The organism is Streptomyces sp. NPDC104096, assembly GCF_055584385.1.
Genome location: NZ_JBVJMD010000018.1, coordinates 1 through 17,854, shown reverse-complemented (window position 1 = coordinate 17,854; position 17,854 = coordinate 1). Strand labels below are relative to the sequence as shown.

General features: G+C 72.1%; 18 protein-coding genes. 12 read left to right on the top strand and 6 right to left on the bottom strand.

Translation table 11 applies throughout. The features are described 5' to 3' along the window. Positions 1 to 23: 23 nt before the first annotated feature. The gene (locus ACZ60B_RS19885) at positions 24 to 845 is read right to left on the bottom strand and encodes a VOC family protein (protein WP_469388624.1); all 822 of its coding nucleotides are present in this window, start codon (positions 843 to 845) and stop codon (positions 24 to 26) included. A gap of 305 nt (positions 846 to 1,150) precedes the next feature. On the opposite strand from ACZ60B_RS19885, the gene ACZ60B_RS19880 reads away from it, so the two are divergent. Then, positions 1,151 to 2,002 carry a sulfurtransferase gene (locus ACZ60B_RS19880; RefSeq protein WP_469388622.1) on the top strand — a complete coding sequence of 284 codons (852 nt, stop codon included), beginning with the start codon at positions 1,151 to 1,153 and terminating at the stop codon, positions 2,000 to 2,002. Positions 2,003 to 2,457: 455 nt separating this feature from the next. Here ACZ60B_RS19880 and sepH read toward each other — a convergent pair whose 3' ends face one another. Then, the gene (gene sepH, locus ACZ60B_RS19875) at positions 2,458 to 3,492 is read right to left on the bottom strand and encodes a septation protein SepH (protein ID WP_152886979.1); all 1,035 of its coding nucleotides are present in this window, start codon (positions 3,490 to 3,492) and stop codon (positions 2,458 to 2,460) included. A 488-nt stretch (positions 3,493 to 3,980) separates the two neighbouring features. Between sepH and ACZ60B_RS19870 the strand changes: the two genes are divergently transcribed. Next, positions 3,981 to 4,838 carry a hypothetical protein gene (locus ACZ60B_RS19870; RefSeq protein ID WP_469388620.1) on the top strand — a complete coding sequence of 286 codons (858 nt, stop codon included), beginning with the start codon at positions 3,981 to 3,983 and terminating at the stop codon, positions 4,836 to 4,838. On the opposite strand, the gene ACZ60B_RS19865 is transcribed toward ACZ60B_RS19870, so the two are convergent. Both ACZ60B_RS19865 and ACZ60B_RS19860 read right to left on the bottom strand, forming a co-directional pair. Continuing rightward, positions 4,765 to 6,081, bottom strand: coding sequence for a D-arabinono-1,4-lactone oxidase (locus tag ACZ60B_RS19865; protein ID WP_469388618.1), 1,317 nt, complete (start codon positions 6,079 to 6,081; stop codon positions 4,765 to 4,767). The two genes, ACZ60B_RS19870 and ACZ60B_RS19865, sit on opposite strands and share 74 nt — an antisense overlap. After that, the gene (locus tag ACZ60B_RS19860; RefSeq protein ID WP_469388617.1) at positions 6,041 to 7,279 is read right to left on the bottom strand and encodes an MFS transporter; all 1,239 of its coding nucleotides are present in this window, start codon (positions 7,277 to 7,279) and stop codon (positions 6,041 to 6,043) included. The genes ACZ60B_RS19865 and ACZ60B_RS19860 overlap by 41 nt, the downstream gene beginning before the upstream one ends. Before the next feature lie 126 nt (positions 7,280 to 7,405). Between ACZ60B_RS19860 and ACZ60B_RS19855 the strand changes: the two genes are divergently transcribed. Continuing rightward, the gene (locus ACZ60B_RS19855) at positions 7,406 to 8,533 is read left to right on the top strand and encodes a ferrochelatase (RefSeq protein ID WP_469388615.1); all 1,128 of its coding nucleotides are present in this window, start codon (positions 7,406 to 7,408) and stop codon (positions 8,531 to 8,533) included. A gap of 8 nt (positions 8,534 to 8,541) precedes the next feature. Continuing rightward, the gene (locus tag ACZ60B_RS19850) at positions 8,542 to 9,357 is read left to right on the top strand and encodes an inositol monophosphatase family protein (RefSeq protein WP_469388613.1); all 816 of its coding nucleotides are present in this window, start codon (positions 8,542 to 8,544) and stop codon (positions 9,355 to 9,357) included. A gap of 126 nt (positions 9,358 to 9,483) precedes the next feature. On the opposite strand, the gene ACZ60B_RS19845 is transcribed toward ACZ60B_RS19850, so the two are convergent. Further along, positions 9,484 to 9,657, bottom strand: a complete 174-nt coding sequence (locus ACZ60B_RS19845; RefSeq protein WP_469388611.1) for a hypothetical protein — start codon at positions 9,655 to 9,657, stop codon at positions 9,484 to 9,486. Positions 9,658 to 10,072: 415 nt separating this feature from the next. On the opposite strand from ACZ60B_RS19845, the gene ACZ60B_RS19840 reads away from it, so the two are divergent. The 4 genes from ACZ60B_RS19840 (at position 10,073) to ACZ60B_RS19825 (ending at position 13,611) form a co-directional block, all read left to right on the top strand. Next, complete coding sequence (locus tag ACZ60B_RS19840; protein ID WP_009340866.1) at positions 10,073 to 10,726, top strand: response regulator transcription factor; 654 nt, start codon at positions 10,073 to 10,075, stop codon at positions 10,724 to 10,726. Between the two features lie 7 nt (positions 10,727 to 10,733). After that, complete coding sequence (locus ACZ60B_RS19835; RefSeq protein ID WP_469388609.1) at positions 10,734 to 11,966, top strand: sensor histidine kinase; 1,233 nt, start codon at positions 10,734 to 10,736, stop codon at positions 11,964 to 11,966. Between the two features lie 396 nt (positions 11,967 to 12,362). Beyond that, the gene (locus tag ACZ60B_RS19830) at positions 12,363 to 12,659 is read left to right on the top strand and encodes a DUF4193 domain-containing protein (RefSeq protein ID WP_003993510.1); all 297 of its coding nucleotides are present in this window, start codon (positions 12,363 to 12,365) and stop codon (positions 12,657 to 12,659) included. A 13-nt stretch (positions 12,660 to 12,672) separates the two neighbouring features. Beyond that, positions 12,673 to 13,611 (top strand): hypothetical protein, encoded by a 939-nt coding sequence (locus ACZ60B_RS19825; RefSeq protein WP_469388607.1) that lies wholly within the window; start codon positions 12,673 to 12,675, stop codon positions 13,609 to 13,611. Positions 13,612 to 14,045: 434 nt separating this feature from the next. On the opposite strand, the gene ACZ60B_RS19820 is transcribed toward ACZ60B_RS19825, so the two are convergent. Beyond that, positions 14,046 to 14,510, bottom strand: coding sequence for a DUF3093 domain-containing protein (locus ACZ60B_RS19820; RefSeq protein ID WP_469388606.1), 465 nt, complete (start codon positions 14,508 to 14,510; stop codon positions 14,046 to 14,048). A 58-nt stretch (positions 14,511 to 14,568) separates the two neighbouring features. Here ACZ60B_RS19820 and ACZ60B_RS19815 point away from each other — a divergent pair, with 58 nt between their 5' ends. The 4 genes from ACZ60B_RS19815 (at position 14,569) to ACZ60B_RS19800 (ending at position 17,842) form a co-directional block, all read left to right on the top strand. Continuing rightward, positions 14,569 to 15,153 (top strand): PaaI family thioesterase, encoded by a 585-nt coding sequence (locus ACZ60B_RS19815; protein WP_469388604.1) that lies wholly within the window; start codon positions 14,569 to 14,571, stop codon positions 15,151 to 15,153. Then, on the top strand, positions 15,150 to 15,710 hold the full coding sequence (gene dut, locus ACZ60B_RS19810) for a dUTP diphosphatase (RefSeq protein ID WP_469388602.1): 561 nt from the start codon (positions 15,150 to 15,152) through the stop codon (positions 15,708 to 15,710). Before ACZ60B_RS19815 ends, dut begins: the two co-directional genes overlap by 4 nt. A 1-nt stretch (position 15,711) precedes the next feature. Beyond that, positions 15,712 to 16,473 carry a DUF3710 domain-containing protein gene (locus ACZ60B_RS19805; RefSeq protein ID WP_450666646.1) on the top strand — a complete coding sequence of 254 codons (762 nt, stop codon included), beginning with the start codon at positions 15,712 to 15,714 and terminating at the stop codon, positions 16,471 to 16,473. Between the two features lie 190 nt (positions 16,474 to 16,663). Continuing rightward, on the top strand, positions 16,664 to 17,842 hold the full coding sequence (locus ACZ60B_RS19800; RefSeq protein ID WP_469388600.1) for an alginate lyase family protein: 1,179 nt from the start codon (positions 16,664 to 16,666) through the stop codon (positions 17,840 to 17,842). The last annotated feature ends 12 nt before the right edge of the window (positions 17,843 to 17,854 follow it).

Below are 17,854 nucleotides of genomic sequence, written 5' to 3'. Positions count from 1 at the left end.
CCCGGGCTCGCTCCGCCGGACCGTCAGCGCGGGCTCTGGACCAGGGCGAACCGGGCCCCCTCCGGGTCCGCCACCGAGGCCACGCGCCCGTGGGCGCCGTCCCGGGCCGGCTGGAGGACCCGTCCGCCGAGTGCGACGAGCCGGGCCAGCGACTCGTCGGTGTCGGCCACCTCGAAGTACGTCAGCCAGTGCGGGCCGCGTTCGCGCGGCAGCGCGTTGCCCACCCCCTGGATGCCCGCCACCGGGCGGCCCTCGGCGTACAGCGTCACCTGGTCGAAGTCGGCCGGGGCCAACGGCTGTTCCTCGTAGCCGAACACCGATGCGTAGAACTTGGCGACGGTCACCGAGTCGAAGGTCAGCAACTCGTTCCAGGCGGGCGTGCCCGGGACGCCGGGGGCTCCGACGGCTCCGAGGCCGCCGTCGGCCGGGTGTTCCGTCGTCTGCCAGACACCGAAGACGGCGCCCGACGGGTCCGAGCAGATCGCCAGCCGTCCGGCCTCGGCCGCGTCGAGCGGTCCGACGCCGAGCGTGCCGCCGCACAGCCGTACCGTCTCGGCGGTCTGGTCCACGTCGTCCGAGGCGAGATAGGGAGTCCAGGCGGTCGGCAGGTGCAGGTCCGGTGGCAGTTGGCCGATGCCCGCCACCTCGCGGCCGTCCAGCAGGGCCCTGACGTACGGGCCGAGCCGCCGGGGGCCGGGCTGGAACTCCCAGCCGAAGAGCTCTCCGTAGAAGTCCTGGGTCGCCGCCGGTTCGTGCACCATCAGGCTCACCCAGCAGGGCGTGCCGGGCGCGTACCGGGCGTGCGCCTCGCCGTTCGGGCCGGCCGATTCCCGTGTCTCGGTCATCGTCACTCTCTTCTCGGCCCCTCGTGGGGGCCGCGTCGCTTCCGCTCTCCGGACCCCGTGCCCGATGCTCGCACCGAGCGTGGCGCCCCGCTCACCGGGCGTACACGCCGTCACGCGTGCGTGGGCCCCATAGCCGGAGAATGCCCGCTGTAAGGTTTCTCGTCCCTTTCGGAACGATTACTCGTGGGGGTCGATCAGTTGTACAGCATGTGGCCGATCCCATACGCCTCGTGACCGCGCCTGCCCGGCCGAGCAGAGTAGCGGGACATCGGCGATGCGGCCACCCCGTGCGCGAGGATGGGGCCATGAACGCCATCATCTCCGCAGCAGAACTCGCGACCGTCCTGTCCGGGGAGCGTCCGCCGACGCTGCTCGACGTCCGCTGGCAGCTCAGCACGGCCAAGGCGGCCGGGGAGCCGGCCTTCGACGGTCGGGCCGAGTACGCGGCCGGTCATGTGCCCGGAGCCGTCTTCGTCGACCTGGACGCGGAGCTCGCCGCCGCGCCCGGCCCGGACGGCCGGCACCCGTTGCCCGACATCGCGGAGTTCGGTGCCGCGATGCGCCGGGCGGGCGTGTCGCGAGAGGTGCCGGTGATCGTGTACGACGGCGGACAGGGCTGGGCGGCGGCGCGCGCGTGGTGGCTGCTGCGCTGGACGGGTCATCCGGATGTGCGGGTCCTGGACGGCGGGTTGGCGGCCTGGGAGGGGGACCTGACGGTGGACGTGCCCACTCCCGCCGAGGGCGACTTCCAGCCGGTTCCGGAGGCTGCGGGATTCCTGGACGCGGACGGGGCCGCGGCGCTGGCGCGGTCGGGGGTGCTGTTCGACGCGCGCGCGGGGGAGCGGTACCGGGGCGAGGTGGAGCCGATCGACCGGGTCGGCGGGCACATCCCGGGCGCGGTGTCGGCGCCCACCATGCAGAACGTGGCGGCGGACGGGCGGTTCCTGCCCGCCGGGGAACTGAACGCGCGCTTCAGGGCGTTGGGCGCCGCCGAGGGCACCGAGGTGGGCGTGTACTGCGGTTCGGGGGTCTCCGGCGCCCATGAGGTGCTCGCGCTGGCGGTCGCCGGGATCCCGGCCGCGCTGTACGTCGGTTCATGGTCGCAGTGGTCCTCGGACCCGTCCCGGCCTGTCGCCGTGGGCCCCGACCCGCAGTAGCGCCCCGCACCCGCCGGCGTCGTACGGATGCCCGGCGGGTCGTACGCCGGCCCACCGGCGTCCCGCGCGCCGCAGGCCCGCAGGTGTCCCGCGCGGATGCCTGCGGGCGCCTGTGCGGGGGCCAGGGGTCGGTGCGGGCCGGTGCGGGGCAGTCGGCGGGCGCGCGTGGCCCGGAGACCGCACAGGCGCGCCGGTGGTCCCACCCGAACGCCTGCGGGCGTCCCGCGCGTCTGCCCGTGTCCAGCAGGACTCCCGCGCACACGCGTTCCGGGGGCCGAGCACAGGTGCCCTGCCCCACGCACACGTTCCGGGGGCAATGCATGTGCCGTGCCCCGCGTGCGAGTTGCGGCGGTTCCCGCGCATGTGCCGTGTGCCGGGCGCGAGTTCCGGGTCCGCGCGCGTCACCGGAGCCCGCGCCGGTGACGCGCGCGGGCTCTCGGTGTCGTACGGCCGGACTACTCCTGCTTCTTGCGGCGCGTCCCGAAGACGATCTCGTCCCAGCTGGGTACCGCGGCCCTGCGGCCGGGACGGACGCCGTCCGCCTCGGCCTGCCGGTCGGTGGCGCCGACCAGTCGGTCGCGGTGGCTCCCGACCGAGCGCGGCATGAGCACGTCCGCGTAGGCGGAGCCGGCGGAGGCCGCGGGAGCCGGGGGCTCCTCCGCCTCCGGTTCCTCGACGGGCTCCTCCACGGGCGGTTCCACCGGGCGTTCCGGGACCACGAGGTCGCCCCGGAAACTCGGCACCGCCTCCAGCAGGCTGGTCAGCGAGTCCCGTTCGCCCGTGCTCTCCTCGGGTGGCTCGGAGGCCTGCGCCGGCAGGCTCGGCCGCTCCCGGTCGAGAGCGCGGTCCAGCGGGCGGTCGCGCGGCAGCCGGGCGATACGCGGCACGAAGGGGAAGCTGGGCTCGGGCGCGGCGAGGTCGTCGGACTCGCCGATCAGCGAGCGCGCCTCGTCGTCGACGGCCTGGACGAGCCGCCGGGGCGGGTCGTACGTCCAGCTCGCCGAGTGCGGTTCACCGGCGACGAGGTAGACCAGCAGGACTTCCCAGGTGCCGTCGTCGCGGCGCCAGGAGTCCCACTGCACGGTGTCCTTGTCGGCGCCGCGCAGCAGCAGGCGCTCCTGGACGGCCTCGCCGAGCTGCGGTCCGGCGTTCTCGCCGGGCCGGCGGACCGGGGTCTTGCGGGCCCGCTCTGCCATGAAGGCGCGCTCGGCCAGCACGGGACCCTCGAAGCGGCGTACGCGGTCGACCGGGATGCCGGCCATCTGGGCGACCTCTTCCGCGGTCGCGCCGGCACGTATACGCGCCTGGATGTCACGGGGGCGGAGATGGCTCTCCACCTCGATCTCGATCTGGCCGAGGCGGGGACGGTCGCCGCGCACGGCGGCACGGAGTCGTTCGTCGATCGGAAGCGTGTACTCCGTGCTGTCCGCAGCCTTCAGCACCAGCCGTGTGCCGTCATTGGAGACGGCCACGACACGCAGTTCGGGCATGGGGACCTCCCGGGTGGTGCCTGCCGACGTCACGTGCGTCGCTGCTTCCGCTAGTCGAGTGTGGCCTGCCCGGGTGCAGCCTGCCACAACCTTGCCGAGTTGCCCGGCGTGTCGGACGCGAGTCCGCGTACGCCGTTATGGCACGGTTACCTATTCGCAACGCTAAGTGACCAACTCCGTCACCCTGTGCAACTAGCCCCCTCCCGGCGGTCCGGCAAGGCCCCGGACGCCCTGGCGGGAGACCGGACCCAGGGCTCGCAACAGTACTCCATTTGGGCCACGTGCGTGGATTGGCGCGCCGTTCAACTTCTTGCAGGGGGTGGGACTTGACCGTCCGTTGTGCGGTGATGCGGGCGTGAACGTGGCGTACTTCACCCAATCGCCGGAAACGGAACTAATCATTTCGTCTGTACGTCCCTTTCTCGTGCGAGTGGTCGACCAAACGGTGAGAGTCGGCCGGTCAAGGGAGAGGCAGGCAAGGTCCCGGAATGCGTGAAAGGCCCGTTGACGTGGACGAGTCCGGCAGCGGGAGGGAGGTGAAGGACGGGAAACGGATCGACCTGAGCGTGCCTCAGGTCGCCGGCAGTGCGGTGGCCGCGGTGGTGGCGGCCAAATTCGCCTCCTACTTCGGCGTCTACGGGACGATCCTCGGCGCCGGTGTGGTCAGTGTCGTCGCCACCTGCGGCGGCACGCTGTTCCAGCACTTCTTCCGGCGGACCGGCGAACAGCTGCGGGAGGCGGCCGTCCCGAGCAGGGCCGCCGTGCCCGGCGTCCCGGCGGCCCCGCCCGTGGGCGAGTTCACACGGGGGAGCGTCTATCGCGCCCGGGTCAGGGGGTGGCGCCGGCCGGTGGTCGCGGCCGCTCTCGTGTTCGGCGTCACGATGGCCGGCATCACCACGTACGAGCTGGTGTCCGGCAGCAGTTTCAGCGGCGGCGGCAGTACGACGGTCGGCGGCGCCCTCACCACTCACGACGGGCCGTCCTCCGGCGTGGACCCGTCGTCCGGTCCGGCATCGGACCCTTCGTCCGATCCGTCGGCGGGCCCGTCCGCCGGTCCGGGCTCCGGCTCCGAGTCCGGCGGAGGCGCATCCTCGTCCGGCTCCTCCGCCACGCCGGACGCGACCGGCGGCGCGACCGCGTCGGACGGCGTCCCGGACGGGAGTGCGGCAGGCGGTGGTACGGAGCAGGGCCCGGCACCGGACCCGAGCGCCGCCGCGGGCCACGGCTCCGGTGACGGCTCGCCGACCGCGGCCGGGACGCCCGGCGCGTCCGCTACCCCAGAACCCTCCGCAAGTAGTCGTTCTGGAACAGACGTTCAGGGTCGAGTCGGTCCCGCAGCGCGGTGAACTCGCCGAAGCGCGGATAGACCCCGGTCAGGTACTCGGCGTCCCGGGTGTGCACCTTGCCCCAGTGCGGCCGGCCCTCGTGGGCGGTGAAGATGCGCTCGGCGGCGGTGAAGTACGCCTGGTAGGGCGTACCCCGGAACATGTGCACGGCGACATAGGCGCTGTCCCGGCCCGAGGCGGTGGACAGGGTGATGTCGTCGGCCGGCGCGGTGCGCACCTCGACCGGGAAGCTCACCCGCAGCCCGGAGCGGTCGACCATCGACTTCAGCTCCCGCAGCGTCTCGGCCAGGGCCTCGCGCGGGACGGCGTACTCCATCTCCACGAAGCGCACCCGGCGCGGGGAGGTGAAGACCTTGTAGGGGATGTCCGTGTAGGTGCGCGCGGACAGGGCCTTGCTGGAGATCCGGGCGATCGCGGGAATCGCCGCGGGCGCGGCCCGGCCGACCAGCTGGGCCACCTGGAAGACGCCGTTGGAGAGGAGCTCGTCCTCGAACCAGCCGGCCAGCTGCCCCACCGGCTGCTCCGGGCCCGCGCTGCGGTTGTTGCGCTTGGTGTTGGTGCTGCCGGTGTGCGGGAACCAGTAGAACTCGAAGTGCTCGTTCTCGGCCCACAGCTCGTCGAGCTCGGCGATGACCCGGTCCAGCGGCATCGGCTCCTCGCGTGCCGTCAGCAGGAAGAGCGGCTCCACGGCGAAGGTGATCGCGGTGACGATGCCGAGCGCGCCGAGGCCGATCCGGGCGGCCGCGAAGACCTCCGGGTTCTCCTTCTCGGAGCAGACGAGCACCGATCCGTCGGCCGTGACCAGTTCCAGGCCCTTGATCTGGGCCGCGATGGAGCCCGACTCGCGGCCGGTGCCGTGCGTGCCGGTGCTGGTGGCCCCGGAGACGGTCTGCTCCATGATGTCGCCCATGTTGGTCAGCGACAGGCCCTCGCGGGCCAGGGCCACATTGAGTCTCTTGAGCGGGGTGCCCGCCTCGACCGTGACGGTCCCGGCCTCACGATCGATGCTGCGGATGCCGGTCAACAGTTGCGGGCGGACCAACAGGCCGTCGGTGGCGGCGATCGCCGTGAACGAGTGCCCGGTGCCCACCGCCTTCACCTTCAGGCCGTCCTCGGCGGCCCTGCGCACGGCCGCGGCCAGCTCCTCGACGGAGGCGGGCGTGACCTCCCGCGCGGGCCGGGCCGAGACGTTGCCGCCCCAGTTACGCCACGTGCCGCTCTTCTCGCTCGCTGTCGTGCTCAACGATCCCTCCCCGACCCGGAGCCGGCCTGCTGAGCCGGCGGTACCCCAGGAAACCGACCGTGACCGCGACGACCCCGGACACCGCCGGAACCCCGTACCCGGCGCGCGCGCCGACCGCGTCGACCACCCAGCCGGCCGCCGAGGAACCGAGCGCGACACCGATGGCGAGCCCGGTGCTCACCCAGGTCATGCCCTCGGTCAGTTGCGCACGTGGTACGTGCTCTTCGATGAGGGACATCGTCGTGATCATCGTCGGCGCGATGGACAGACCCGCAACGAACAGCGCCACGGCCAGGAACGGCAAGTTTCCGACCAGTAGGAGGGGGATCATACTCACGGCCATCATGAATATGCCCAGTACCCAGCGACGTTCCGGTGCTCCCCGGAAGCGCAACAACCCGAAGACGACGCCCGCCGTGCAGGAGCCCGCCGCGTAGAGCGCGAGGACGACGCTCGCGGCGGCCTTGTGACCCCGCTCCTCGGCGAAGGCCACGGTGACCACGTCGACCGCCCCGAAGATCGCTCCGGTGGCCACGAAGGTGGCCACCAGGACCTGGAGTCCGGGCGAGCGCAGCGCCGTACCGCCGCCGTGCCGCTCGCGCGGGTGCGGCTCGGGCTCGGTGGCGCGCTGGGCGGTCAGCCAGAACACGCCGACCGCCAGGAAGCCCGCGGCGAGCAGCGGTCCGGCCTCCGGGAACCAGGCCGTGGACAGTCCGATCGAGATGATCGGCCCGAAGATGAAGCACATCTCGTCCACCACGGACTCGAAGGAGTACGCGATGTGGAGCTGCGGGGTGCCCCGGTACAGGGCGGCCCAGCGCGCGCGGATCATCGCGCCGAGACTCGGCACGGTGCCGATGCCGGCGGCGCACACGAACAGCACCCAGTCCGGCCACGCGAAGTGCGCGGCGAGCAGCAGTCCCGCCGCGGCGGCGAGCGCGACCAGCGTGGCCGGTCGCAGCACCCGCCGCTGCCCGTGCCGGTCGACCAGCCGGGAGATCTGCGGGCCGAGCGCCGCCGCGGCCAGCGCGATGGTGGCCGACAGCGCGCCCGCGAGCCCGTAGCGCCCGGTGAGCTGGGAGATCATCGTGACCACGCCGATGCCCATCATCGACAGCGGCATCCGGCCGAGGAACCCCGCGGCGGAGAAACCCTTGGAACCGGGGGCGGCGAACAGGGCGCGGTAGGGGCTGGGCACGGGTGTCTCCGGGGATCCGGTAAGGCGCGAAGAGGGCCGCTACAGGTTACTGGTTAGGTAACCCTAATGCACCGGGCGTGCGGGCCCTGAGCCCGGCTGTCGGTGCCGGGTGGCAGGATTCGACTCATGCCAGAAGCGCTCGATCCCACCCCCTACGACGCCCTGCTCCTGCTCTCCTTCGGCGGCCCGGAAGGCCCGGACGACGTGGTCCCGTTCCTGGAGAACGTGACACGTGGGCGCGGCATTCCGAAGGAACGCCTCAAGGAGGTCGGGCAGCACTACTTCCTGTTCGGCGGGGTCAGTCCGATCAACGGCCAGAACCGCGCCCTGCTGGACGCCCTCCGCAAGGACTTCGCGGACCACGGCCTGGACCTGCCGGTCTACTGGGGCAACCGCAACTGGGCGCCCTATCTGACCGACACCCTGCGCGAGATGGCCGCCGACGGCCGTCGCCGCGTCCTCGTCCTGACGACCAGCGCCTACGCCTCGTACTCGGGCTGCCGCCAGTACCGCGAGAACCTCGCCGACTCGCTCGCCGCCCTGCGGGCCGAGGGCGTGGAGCCGCCGCGGATCGACAAGCTGCGGCACTACTTCAACCACCCGGGCTTCCTGGAACCCATGATCGAAGGGGTGATCGCCTCCCTCGCCGACCTCCCCGAGGACGTCCGCGACGGCGCGCACCTCGCCTTCTCGACCCACTCCATCCCGATCTCCGCAGCCGACACCTCCGGCCCGACCGGGGAGCACGGCGACGGCGGGGCCTACGTCCGACAGCACCTGGACGTGGCGCGGCTGATCGCCGATGCCGTCCGGGAGCGCACCGGCGTCGACCACCCCTGGCAGCTCGTCTACCAGTCCCGCTCCGGCGCACCGCACATCCCGTGGCTGGAGCCCGACATCTGCGACCACCTCGGGGAGCGGCACGCGGCCGGCGTCCCGGCGGTCGTCATGGCCCCCATCGGCTTCGTCTCCGACCACATGGAGGTCCTGTACGACCTCGACACGGAGGCCACCGCCAGGGCCGCGGAACTGGGCCTGCCGGTCCGCCGGTCGGCCACCGTCGGCGACGACCCGCGCTTCGCCGCCGCGGTCCGGGAACTGATCCTGGAGCGCGCCGGCACGGAGCGCGGACGGACGGTCGCACCGTGCGCCCTGGGTGCGCTCGGCGCGAGCCACGACCTGTGCCCGGTCGGCTGCTGCCCGGCCCGCGCCCCCCGCCCCGCCGCGGCGGGCGCCGACAGCCCCTACGCGTGAGGAACGCCGTGACCGACCCCCTGCACACCGAACTGCTCGGCATCGCCCACGAGGCGGCCCGCCGCGCGGGCGAACTGCTGCGCGACGGCCGCCCCGCCGACCTCGCGGTCGCCGCCACCAAGTCGAGCCCGATCGACGTCGTCACCGAGATGGACATCGCGGCGGAGAAGCTGATCACCGGCCTCATCGCCGACCGCCGCCCCGCCGACGGCATCCTCGGCGAGGAGGGGGCCGCCAGCGAGGGCACGAGCGGGGTCCGCTGGGTGATCGATCCCCTCGACGGCACGGTGAACTACCTCTACGGGCTGCCGACCTGGGCCGTGTCCGTCGCGGCCGAGCAGGACGGCGAGACGGTCGTCGGCGTGGTGGCGGTCCCGATGCGCGGGGAGACCTGTCACGCGGTCCGTGGCGGCGGAGCCTGGGCCACCGGCGCCTGGGACGGTACGCGCAGACTCGCCTGCCGTACCGCGCCGCCCCTGGACCAGGCCCTGGTCTCGACCGGCTTCAACTACGTAGGCGAGGTCCGTGCCCACCAGGCCGAGGTCGCCCGGAAGCTCGTTCCGCTGCTGCGCGACATCCGGCGCGGCGGCTCGGCCGCCGTCGACCTGTGCGACGTCGCCGCGGGCCGTCTGGACGGCTACTACGAACGCGGACTGCACGCCTGGGACTACGCGGCGGGCGACCTGATCGCCCGCGAGGCGGGCGCCCTGACCGGTGGACGCCCCTCCCAGGGCCCCTCGGGCGATCTCACGGTGGCGGCGAGCCCCGGCGTCTTCGAGCCCCTCCAACGGCTCCTGGAGGACTTCGGCGCCTGGCACGACTGAGCAAGTCCCGGGCGTCCTCGGGGCACCCCGGGGGCACAACTGTTCGCCCGGGAGCCCGTGCGACCTACGACAGCGGGGCCCCGGCACTGGATCGCCCGGGGCCCCGCCGTCGTACGTACGAATCGATCAGACGGCGGTCATGCCGACTTCCACGCCGTGCTCGGCGGCGAGGCGGTGCAGGTCGTCGAGTTCGCCCTGCTCCACCTCGACGAGGAACTCGTCGCCCTCGTCACGAGCCCGAGTCAGGTCGGACTCGGTCGCCTTTATGCGCTGCAGAAGTCCTGCGGTGAAAGCGTCCATGCTGCGCCCCCTCGTCCAGGGTCGTGGGTCGATGGCACGGGGGTGTGCCGTTAGGAAGGGGCGATCACGTTCTCCTGTGGATGCCCGGCGCAGCCCTGTGCCGGGCGGCCACGGTGCCGGACACCCACGACCACTCTGAGGAAAAGCGGACAGCGACGTACCGCATGGTGTTGCGGCACAAGCAGAGTGTGATCGCGGGGTGTAAACCGTCCTCCCCCCGCTCCCTTCCGTGGAAACCTCGACCGGACGAGAAAATCCGCCATTCCAGGGCCCATCGCCCGCACATCCGTGCCCGCTCTCCCGCCTTACCGCCGACTTACAGCCGAAAAGGGCAGGATGGACGCCACATCCACGAAGACTCCCGCCCGTGTGCGCCCGAGGGGCTACGCGGGTGGACACAGGAAGGACAAGCGACGTGCGCGTACTCGTCGTCGAGGACGAGCAGCTGCTCGCCGATGCGGTGGCCACCGGACTGCGCCGGGAGGCCATGGCCGTCGACGTCGTGTACGACGGTGCGGCCGCCCTGGAGCGCATCGGCGTCAACGACTACGACGTGGTCGTCCTCGACCGCGACCTCCCGCTCGTGCACGGCGACGACGTCTGCCGCAAGCTCGTCGAGCTCGGCCTGCCCACGCGCGTGCTCATGCTCACCGCGTCCGGGGACGTCAGCGACCGGGTCGAGGGCCTGGAGATCGGCGCCGACGACTACCTGCCCAAGCCCTTCGCGTTCAGCGAGCTCATCGCGCGGGTGCGGGCCCTCGGCCGGCGCACCAGCGTGCCGCTGCCGCCCGTCCTGGAGCGCGCGGGCATCAAGCTCGACCCCAACCGCCGCGAGGTCTTCCGCGACGGCAAGGAGGTCCAGCTCGCGCCCAAGGAGTTCGCCGTCCTGGAGGTGCTGATGCGCTCCGAGGGCGCGGTGGTCTCCGCCGAGCAGCTGCTGGAGAAGGCCTGGGACGAGAACACCGACCCGTTCACCAACGTGGTGCGCGTGACGGTCATGACCCTGCGCCGCAAGCTGGGCGAGCCGCCCGTCATCGTCACCGTCCCCGGCTCCGGCTACCGGATCTGATCCCGCCGTGGCCACGACTCCCGCGCCCGCCCAGGCGCCGCCGAAACCCACCTGGGACCCCAGAAGGCCGCAGCCCCCCTTCCCGTGGCTGCGTCCGACCATCCGGATACGCCTGACGCTCCTGTACGGCGGCATGTTCCTGATCGCCGGCATCATGTTGTTGTCGATCATCTACCTGCTCGCGGCACAGGCGCTGAGCGTCGGCAGCGAACTCCCCTTCAAGGTCATTTACGGGCAGGTCGGCAGCAACACCTGCGCTCTCCCGGCGAAGCCCACGCCGGACTCGCTCAACCGCGCGATGGCCGAATGCGTGAACCTGCAGCGCCAGCACGCCCTCGACGACCTGCTCAGCCGCTCCCTGCTGGCACTGCTGGGCCTCGCGGTCATCGCCTTCGCCTTCGGCTACGCCATGGCCGGCCGGGTGCTGTCCCCGCTCGGCCGGATCACTCGCACCGCGCAGGCCGTGGCGGGCTCGGACCTGTCCCGCCGGATCGAGCTGGACGGCCCGGACGACGAGCTGAAGGAACTGGCCGACACCTTCGACGACATGCTGGAACGCCTCCAGCGGGCCTTCACGGCCCAGCAGCGCTTCGTCGGCAACGCCTCGCACGAGCTGCGGACCCCGCTCGCGATCAACCGCACCCTCCTGGAGGTGCACCTGTCCGATCCGGCCGCGCCGGTGGAGCTCCAGCAGCTCGGCAAGACGCTGCTGGCCACCAACGAGCGCAGCGAGCAGCTCGTGGAGGGCCTGCTGCTGCTCGCCCGCAGCGACAACCAGATCGTCGAGCGCAAGCCGGTGGACCTCGCGGAGGTCGCCGAGCAGGCGGTCGACCAGGTGCACGCCGAGGCGGAGGCCAAGGACGTGGTGATCCGCGGCGAGCGCAAGCCCGCCGTCGTCCAGGGCAACGGCGTACTGCTGGAGCGGATCGCCCTGAACCTGGTGCAGAACGCCGTGCGCTACAACGTGGCCTCGGGCGGCTGGGTCGAGGTCACCACCGAGGTCCTGCACGGCCAGGCGGTCCTGGTCGTGTCGAACACGGGACCGGTCGTACCGGCGTACGAGATCGATAATCTGTTCGAGCCGTTCAGGCGGCTGCGCACGGAGCGTACGGGCAGCGACAAGGGTGTCGGCCTGGGCCTGTCCATCGCCCGGTCCGTCGCACGGGCGCACGGCGGGCATATCTCCGCCCAGCCGCGAGAGGGGGGCGGGCTCGTGATGCGCGTCACATTGCCCATCTGAGAGCATGGCGTCGACACGCACGGGACTGTTCGCTTTTAGCGGAATTTTCGGGACAGTCGACGGGCGGTCCCCTGTGTGATCGATCACAAGGGCGATATTCAGACTATCCACGCTCCGTGATCACGGCTGGTGCCACAAAGCCCGTAAAATCCGGGTTTTCCGGTGCCGTGCTCACGGGAAGTACACGGTGAGGCGCCTTTGGAGAGCGGCGCCATGACCGTGTACGGTCCCGATCGCCATCCAAGCCGATCACTCTCGGGGGATCCGGTTGGGTGTCGATTGAGTAACAGACCTTGATGTGAGGCAAAATCTCCGCCTCAGGTCGGGCACAAGTCCGGCCTCTCACGCGTTACGTGCGCTGGAGACACCGCAAACACCCAGAGGGGGAGAGCGACCATGGCAACCGATTACGACACCCCACGCAAGACCGACGACGACGTTGACTCGGACAGCCTTGAGGAACTGAAGGCCCGTCGGAACGACAAGTCGGCTTCGGCCGTCGACGTCGACGAGTTCGAGGCCGCCGAGGGCCTCGAACTGCCCGGGGCCGACCTCTCGAACGAGGAGTTGGCCGTCCGTGTGCTGCCCAAGCAGCAGGACGAGTTCACCTGCATGAGCTGCTTCCTGGTGCACCACCGCAGCCAGCTGGCCCGCGAGAAGAACGGCCAGCCGATCTGCCGCGACTGCGACTGAGGACGGGTCGGCCGTGACTGGCTCGACCCCACCTCGGAAGCGCCGTTTCCCCCTGTGGGGAGCGGAGCACGGGCCGTCCGACGGCCCTCACGGCGTGCGTGACGACGAGCGGGGCTCATCCGGTACGACGCAGGAGTCGTCCGGCTCGGCCTCGCTCGAACCGGCAGGCGACCGGGGTGACCTCCCGGCGCCGGTGGAGAGTCCCGCGCCCGTCGCCAGGCGGCGGGCCGCGGCGATCCGCGACAAGGCCGTGGGCCTCGCCGCGGACGGCGCCCGCAAGACCGGGAGCGGCGCCAGGGCGGGCCTGGCGTACCTCGTCGACCGGATCATCGAGATCGCCCCGCGGATTCCCGTGCGCGACCTCGCGACACTCCGCAGACAGTTCCCGGACCTCGGCCCCGAACAGCTCGCGGACAAACTCGTCGCGGGCGCCGCGAACGCCACCTCGACCGTGGGCGCGGGCATCGGGGCGGCCGCGATGCTGCCCGTACCGCCCGCGATGCCCACCGAGCTGGCCGCGGAGATCACCGGGGTCGCGGCGATCGAGCTGAAGCTGATCGCCGAGCTCCACGAGGTGTACGGCCTGCGCCCGCCGGGACAGCTCAAGGACCGCAGTACCGCGTATCTGCGCTCGTGGTCGGGCGAGCGCGGGATCGACGTGAGGAAGCCGTCGACGATCGACGCGGCGCTGAGCGGCCGGATGAAACGAGAGCTTCGGCAGCAGATCACCAAGCGACTGGTCCGCAACCTGCCGAACCTGATGCCGTTCATGGTCGGAGCCGCGGTCGGTGCGGTCATGAACCGCCGGGACACGAGGAAACTCGCCGCACGGATCCGGGCGGACCTGCGCCAGTCGCAGGTGTCCTGGGACGCGCTGCCCGAGCTGCCGCCGCTGGAGCCTCCGGCGGATCCGGTGGGGCTGGGCGACATCTCGAAGGAACTGGGGCGGTGAGACGCGCCGCCCACGGGTGACGCCGCCGCCCGCAGCCGCTCCAGGTCCCGGTTCCGGGCCCGCAGCCGCTCACGCCCCTTCCGGGCGGGTCTCCCGCACGGCCCGCTCGCGCCCCCTCCGGTCCGGCGACCGCTCACGCCCCTGCGGGGCCGGTCTCCCGCAGCCGCTTCGAGGCCGGTCTCCCGCAGCCCCCTTCGGGAGCCCTCCGGCCCGCGTCTCGCGAGCCGCTCAGGGCCCTTCGGGCCCCGCGTCCCGAGGCCGGTGCCAGGGGCTGCCGGTGAGGCTCTCGTGAGCCGCTCGAGGGGCTTCCGGCTCGCGTTCCGCGCGCGGCTTCGGAAGGCCCCTCCGAGTTCGCCCGCGCGAGCGTCTTCCGGGCCTTCCGGACGGGCCTTCCGGTCGCGGGAGCCCCTGCGGGGCCGGATCCGGCCCGGGTGTTACGCCGAGGCCGTCCGGGCGGCCCTCAGGGCCTCCGCCAGGCGTTCCGGCTCCCGGGTCGACAGGTACAGGTACGGCGTCGGGTCGTCCGGGTCCGTGACCTCCACGCGCAGCGCCGTGGGGATGTAGGAGCGCAGCAGCAGGAAGGCGCGCACGTCGGCCTTGTAGGTGCGCCAGGCGCGGGCCTCCTCGGCGTCCAGGACCTCCGCCTCGCCGAGCGCCGCCACGGGGATCCTCGCCTCGCCGGCGATCAGCGAGTCGCCGACCACACGGATGCGCGGCGAGCCGTACGAACTGGCCGTGACGGCCGCGGCCGCGGTGCCGCCGACCAGGCCGCCGAGCATCGGCAGGGTGCCGAACGGGAGCAGGACCAGGGCGCAGGCGACGCCCACGAGAAACGAGATCAGCCACCACGAGCGGGGGGCGGTCAGGCGTTCTTCGTACGGGGTGGCGGAGTGCTGCATGGAGCCAAGCTTGGCACGGTGTCCGGATCACGCCGACGCGCGGGTAAGGTCTGCGCCTGTGAGTGGTACTTCCCCAGCTCTTCAGCCTCCCGGCGACGCCGTGAAACCGGTGCGGCACCCCGACGCTCCCGCGCCCGGCGAGCTTCTCGGCGCCCACTACGAACAGTGTTTCGGATGCGGTGGCGAGCAGCCCCACGGGCTGCACCTCCAGGCGCGGGCCGGTACGGGTGTCACGGTCACCGCCGAGTTCACCGTGCAGCCCGCCCACCAGGGCGCTCCCGGGCTCGCGCACGGCGGTGTGCTCGCGACCGCGCTGGACGAGACCCTCGGCTCGCTGAGCTGGCTGCTGCGGACCGTCGCCGTGACCGGACGGCTGGAGACCGACTTCGTGCGGCCCGTGCCGGTGGGGACGACCCTGTACCTGGAGGGCGAGGTGACCGCGGTGGCAGGGCGGAAGATCTACTCGTCGGCCACCGGACGCATCGGCGGCCCGGAGGGCCCCGTCGCCGTCCGCGCGGACGCCCTGTTCGTCGAGGTCGCGGTCGAGCACTTCGTCCGGCACGGCCGCGAGGAGGAGATCCAGGCCGCCATGAGCGACCCGGACCAGATCCGCCGCGCCCGCGCCTTCGAGGTGAACCCGTGAGCCCCGCCGGCCGCGAGCCGCTGGACGTGCTGATCCGGCGCGTCGACCCCGAGGTGCCGCTTCCCTCGTACGCACAGCCCGGTGACGCCGGCGCCGACCTGCGTACCACCGAGGGCTGCGAGCTGGCGCCGGGTGAGCGGGCGGTCCTGCCCACGGGCGTGTCGATCGCCCTCCCGGAGGGGTACGCGGCCTTCGTGCACCCCCGGTCCGGGCTCGCCGCCCGCTGCGGCGTCGCCCTGGTGAATGCCCCGGGGACGGTTGATGCCGGGTACCGTGGGGAGATCAAGGTGATCGTGGTGAATCTCGACCCGCGCGAGTCGGTGCGGTTCGAGCGCTTCGACCGGATTGCCCAACTGGTAGTCCAGCAGGTCGAGAGGGTTCGCTTCCAGGAGGTCGCGGAGCTTCCCGACTCGGTACGGGCCGAGGGGGGCTTCGGGTCCACCGGCGGCCATGCCGCGGTGGACGGCGCGAGCGGCACAAGCGGTCAGGCCGCCGACGGCGGCGCAACGGGTGGGTATAGATACGCTTCGGTCGTATCCGACCGGGAAGGACAGTGACGTGTTCGGACGTCGCAAGAAGAGGGATGCCGCCGACGGCGCGGCCGGCGAGGCCGAGCAGGTCGTCGACAGTGTCGACACCGAGGCGGACGTAGAGGGCGTGCGCGAGCGCGTGCGGCTCGAACCCGAGCCGCGGCCGGACGGGCCCTGGGACGACACCGAGGTGCGCGAGCCGGGCGAGGGCCGCGTGGACCTCGGCGGTCTGTTCGTGCCGGGCGTCGACGGCATGGAGCTGCGGGTCGAGGTGGCCGGTGACGCGATCGTCGCCGCCACCGTCGTGCTGCACGACAGCGCCATCCAGCTCCAGGCCTTCGCCGCCCCCAAGCGTGAGGGCATCTGGGGCGAGGTGCGCGAGGAGATCGGCTCGGGCATCACCCAGCAGGGCGGCATCGTCGACGAGGTCGAGGGTCCGCTGGGCTGGGAGCTGCGGGCCCAGGTGCCCGTGCAGCTGCCCGACGGCACGGGCGGCTTCCAGGTCGTGCGGTTCGTGGGCGTGGACGGCCCCCGCTGGTTCCTGCGCGGGGTCATCTCGGGCCAGGGCGCGGTGCAGCCGCAGGCGGCCGGTCTGCTGGAGCAGATCTTCCGGGACACCGTCGTGGTCCGGGGCGAGGGCCCGATGGCCCCCCGTGACCCGATCGTCCTGAAGCTGCCGAACGACGCCCAGATGGTGCCCGAGGGCGTCCAGCAGGAGGAGGCCGGTTCGCGCTTCTCCGGTGGCATGGGCCAGCTCCAGCGCGGACCGGAGATCACCGAGGTTCGCTGAGCGCAGTCGTACACGAAGGGCCGTACCCCGGCGGGGTACGGCCCTTCGTCATGCCGGCCTTTCGTCATCGGTCGCTCGTCATGTGCGCGCCACCTTGACGGGTGGTTGGTCTGTACCTATGGTCTCGGCGCAGCGCCTGCGTTCATGCAGGCGCTCATCGTTCACATACAAGAACGGATGGCCCCCCACCATGCGCCGTACCGCACTCCTCGCCACCGTCACCGCCCTGGTCGCGGGCGCCTTAGTCTGGCCCGCCGCGCACCAGGCCGAGGCCGCCCCCGCCGCCTTCGTCCATCCCGGCGTCACCGTCTCCAAGGGGCAGCTGGACTTCGCCCGGGCCGAGGTCCAGGCCGGTGCCCAGCCCTGGAAGGGCGCCTTCGACCAGATGCTGGCGAGCAAGTACGCCGATCTGAACCGCACCCCCGCGCCGCGCGCGACCGTCGAGTGCGGCTCGTACTCCAACCCCAACTACGGCTGCACCGATGAGCGCGAGGACGCGATCGCCGCGTACACCGACGCCCTCGCCTGGTACATCACCCGGGACAGCCGGTACGCGCAGAAGTCCATCGCGCTGATGGACGCGTGGTCCGCGGTGCTCAAGGACCACACCAACAGCAACGCGCCCCTCCAGACCGGCTGGGCCGGCTCCTCCTGGGCCAAGGCCGCGGAGATCGTCAAGTACACGTACACCGGGACCTGGGCCAACTCCGGCCGCTTCGCGACCATGCTCCGCGACGTCTACCTCCCCGAGGTCGTCAACGGTTCCAACTCCAACGGCAACTGGGAACTGACCATGATGGAGGCCGCCGTCGGCATCTCCGTCTTCCTGGAGGACCGGACGTCGTACGACAAGGCCATGGCGAAGTTCCGGACCCGTACCGCCGCGTACGTCTACCTGGCCTCCGACGGCGCGGTGCCGAAGACCGTCCCGAGCCAGAACCTCGACACCACGGCGAAGATCGTCTCCTACTGGCAGGGCCAGTCCACCTTCGTCACCGGCCTCACCCAGGAGACCTGCCGCGACTTCACCCACACCGGGTACGGCATCTCGTCCATCTCGCACGTCGCCGAGACCAGCCGCGTCCAGGGCCAGGACCTGTACGGGACCGACGTCGGCGAGCGGCTGCGGCAGGCGCTCGGCTTCCAGTCCAAGTACCAGCTCGGCACCGCCGTGCCGAGCTGGCTGTGCGGCGGCACGCTGAACCTCGGGCTCGGTCCGGTCACCGAGGTCGGCTACAACGCCCTGCACAACCGGCTGGGCGTCGCGATGACCAACACCCAGGCACTCACCCTCCAGAACCGTCCGGCCGGCAGCAACAACCTGTTCGTCGCCTGGGAGACCCTCACCCACGGGGACAACGCCGGCTGAGCCGCGCACCCC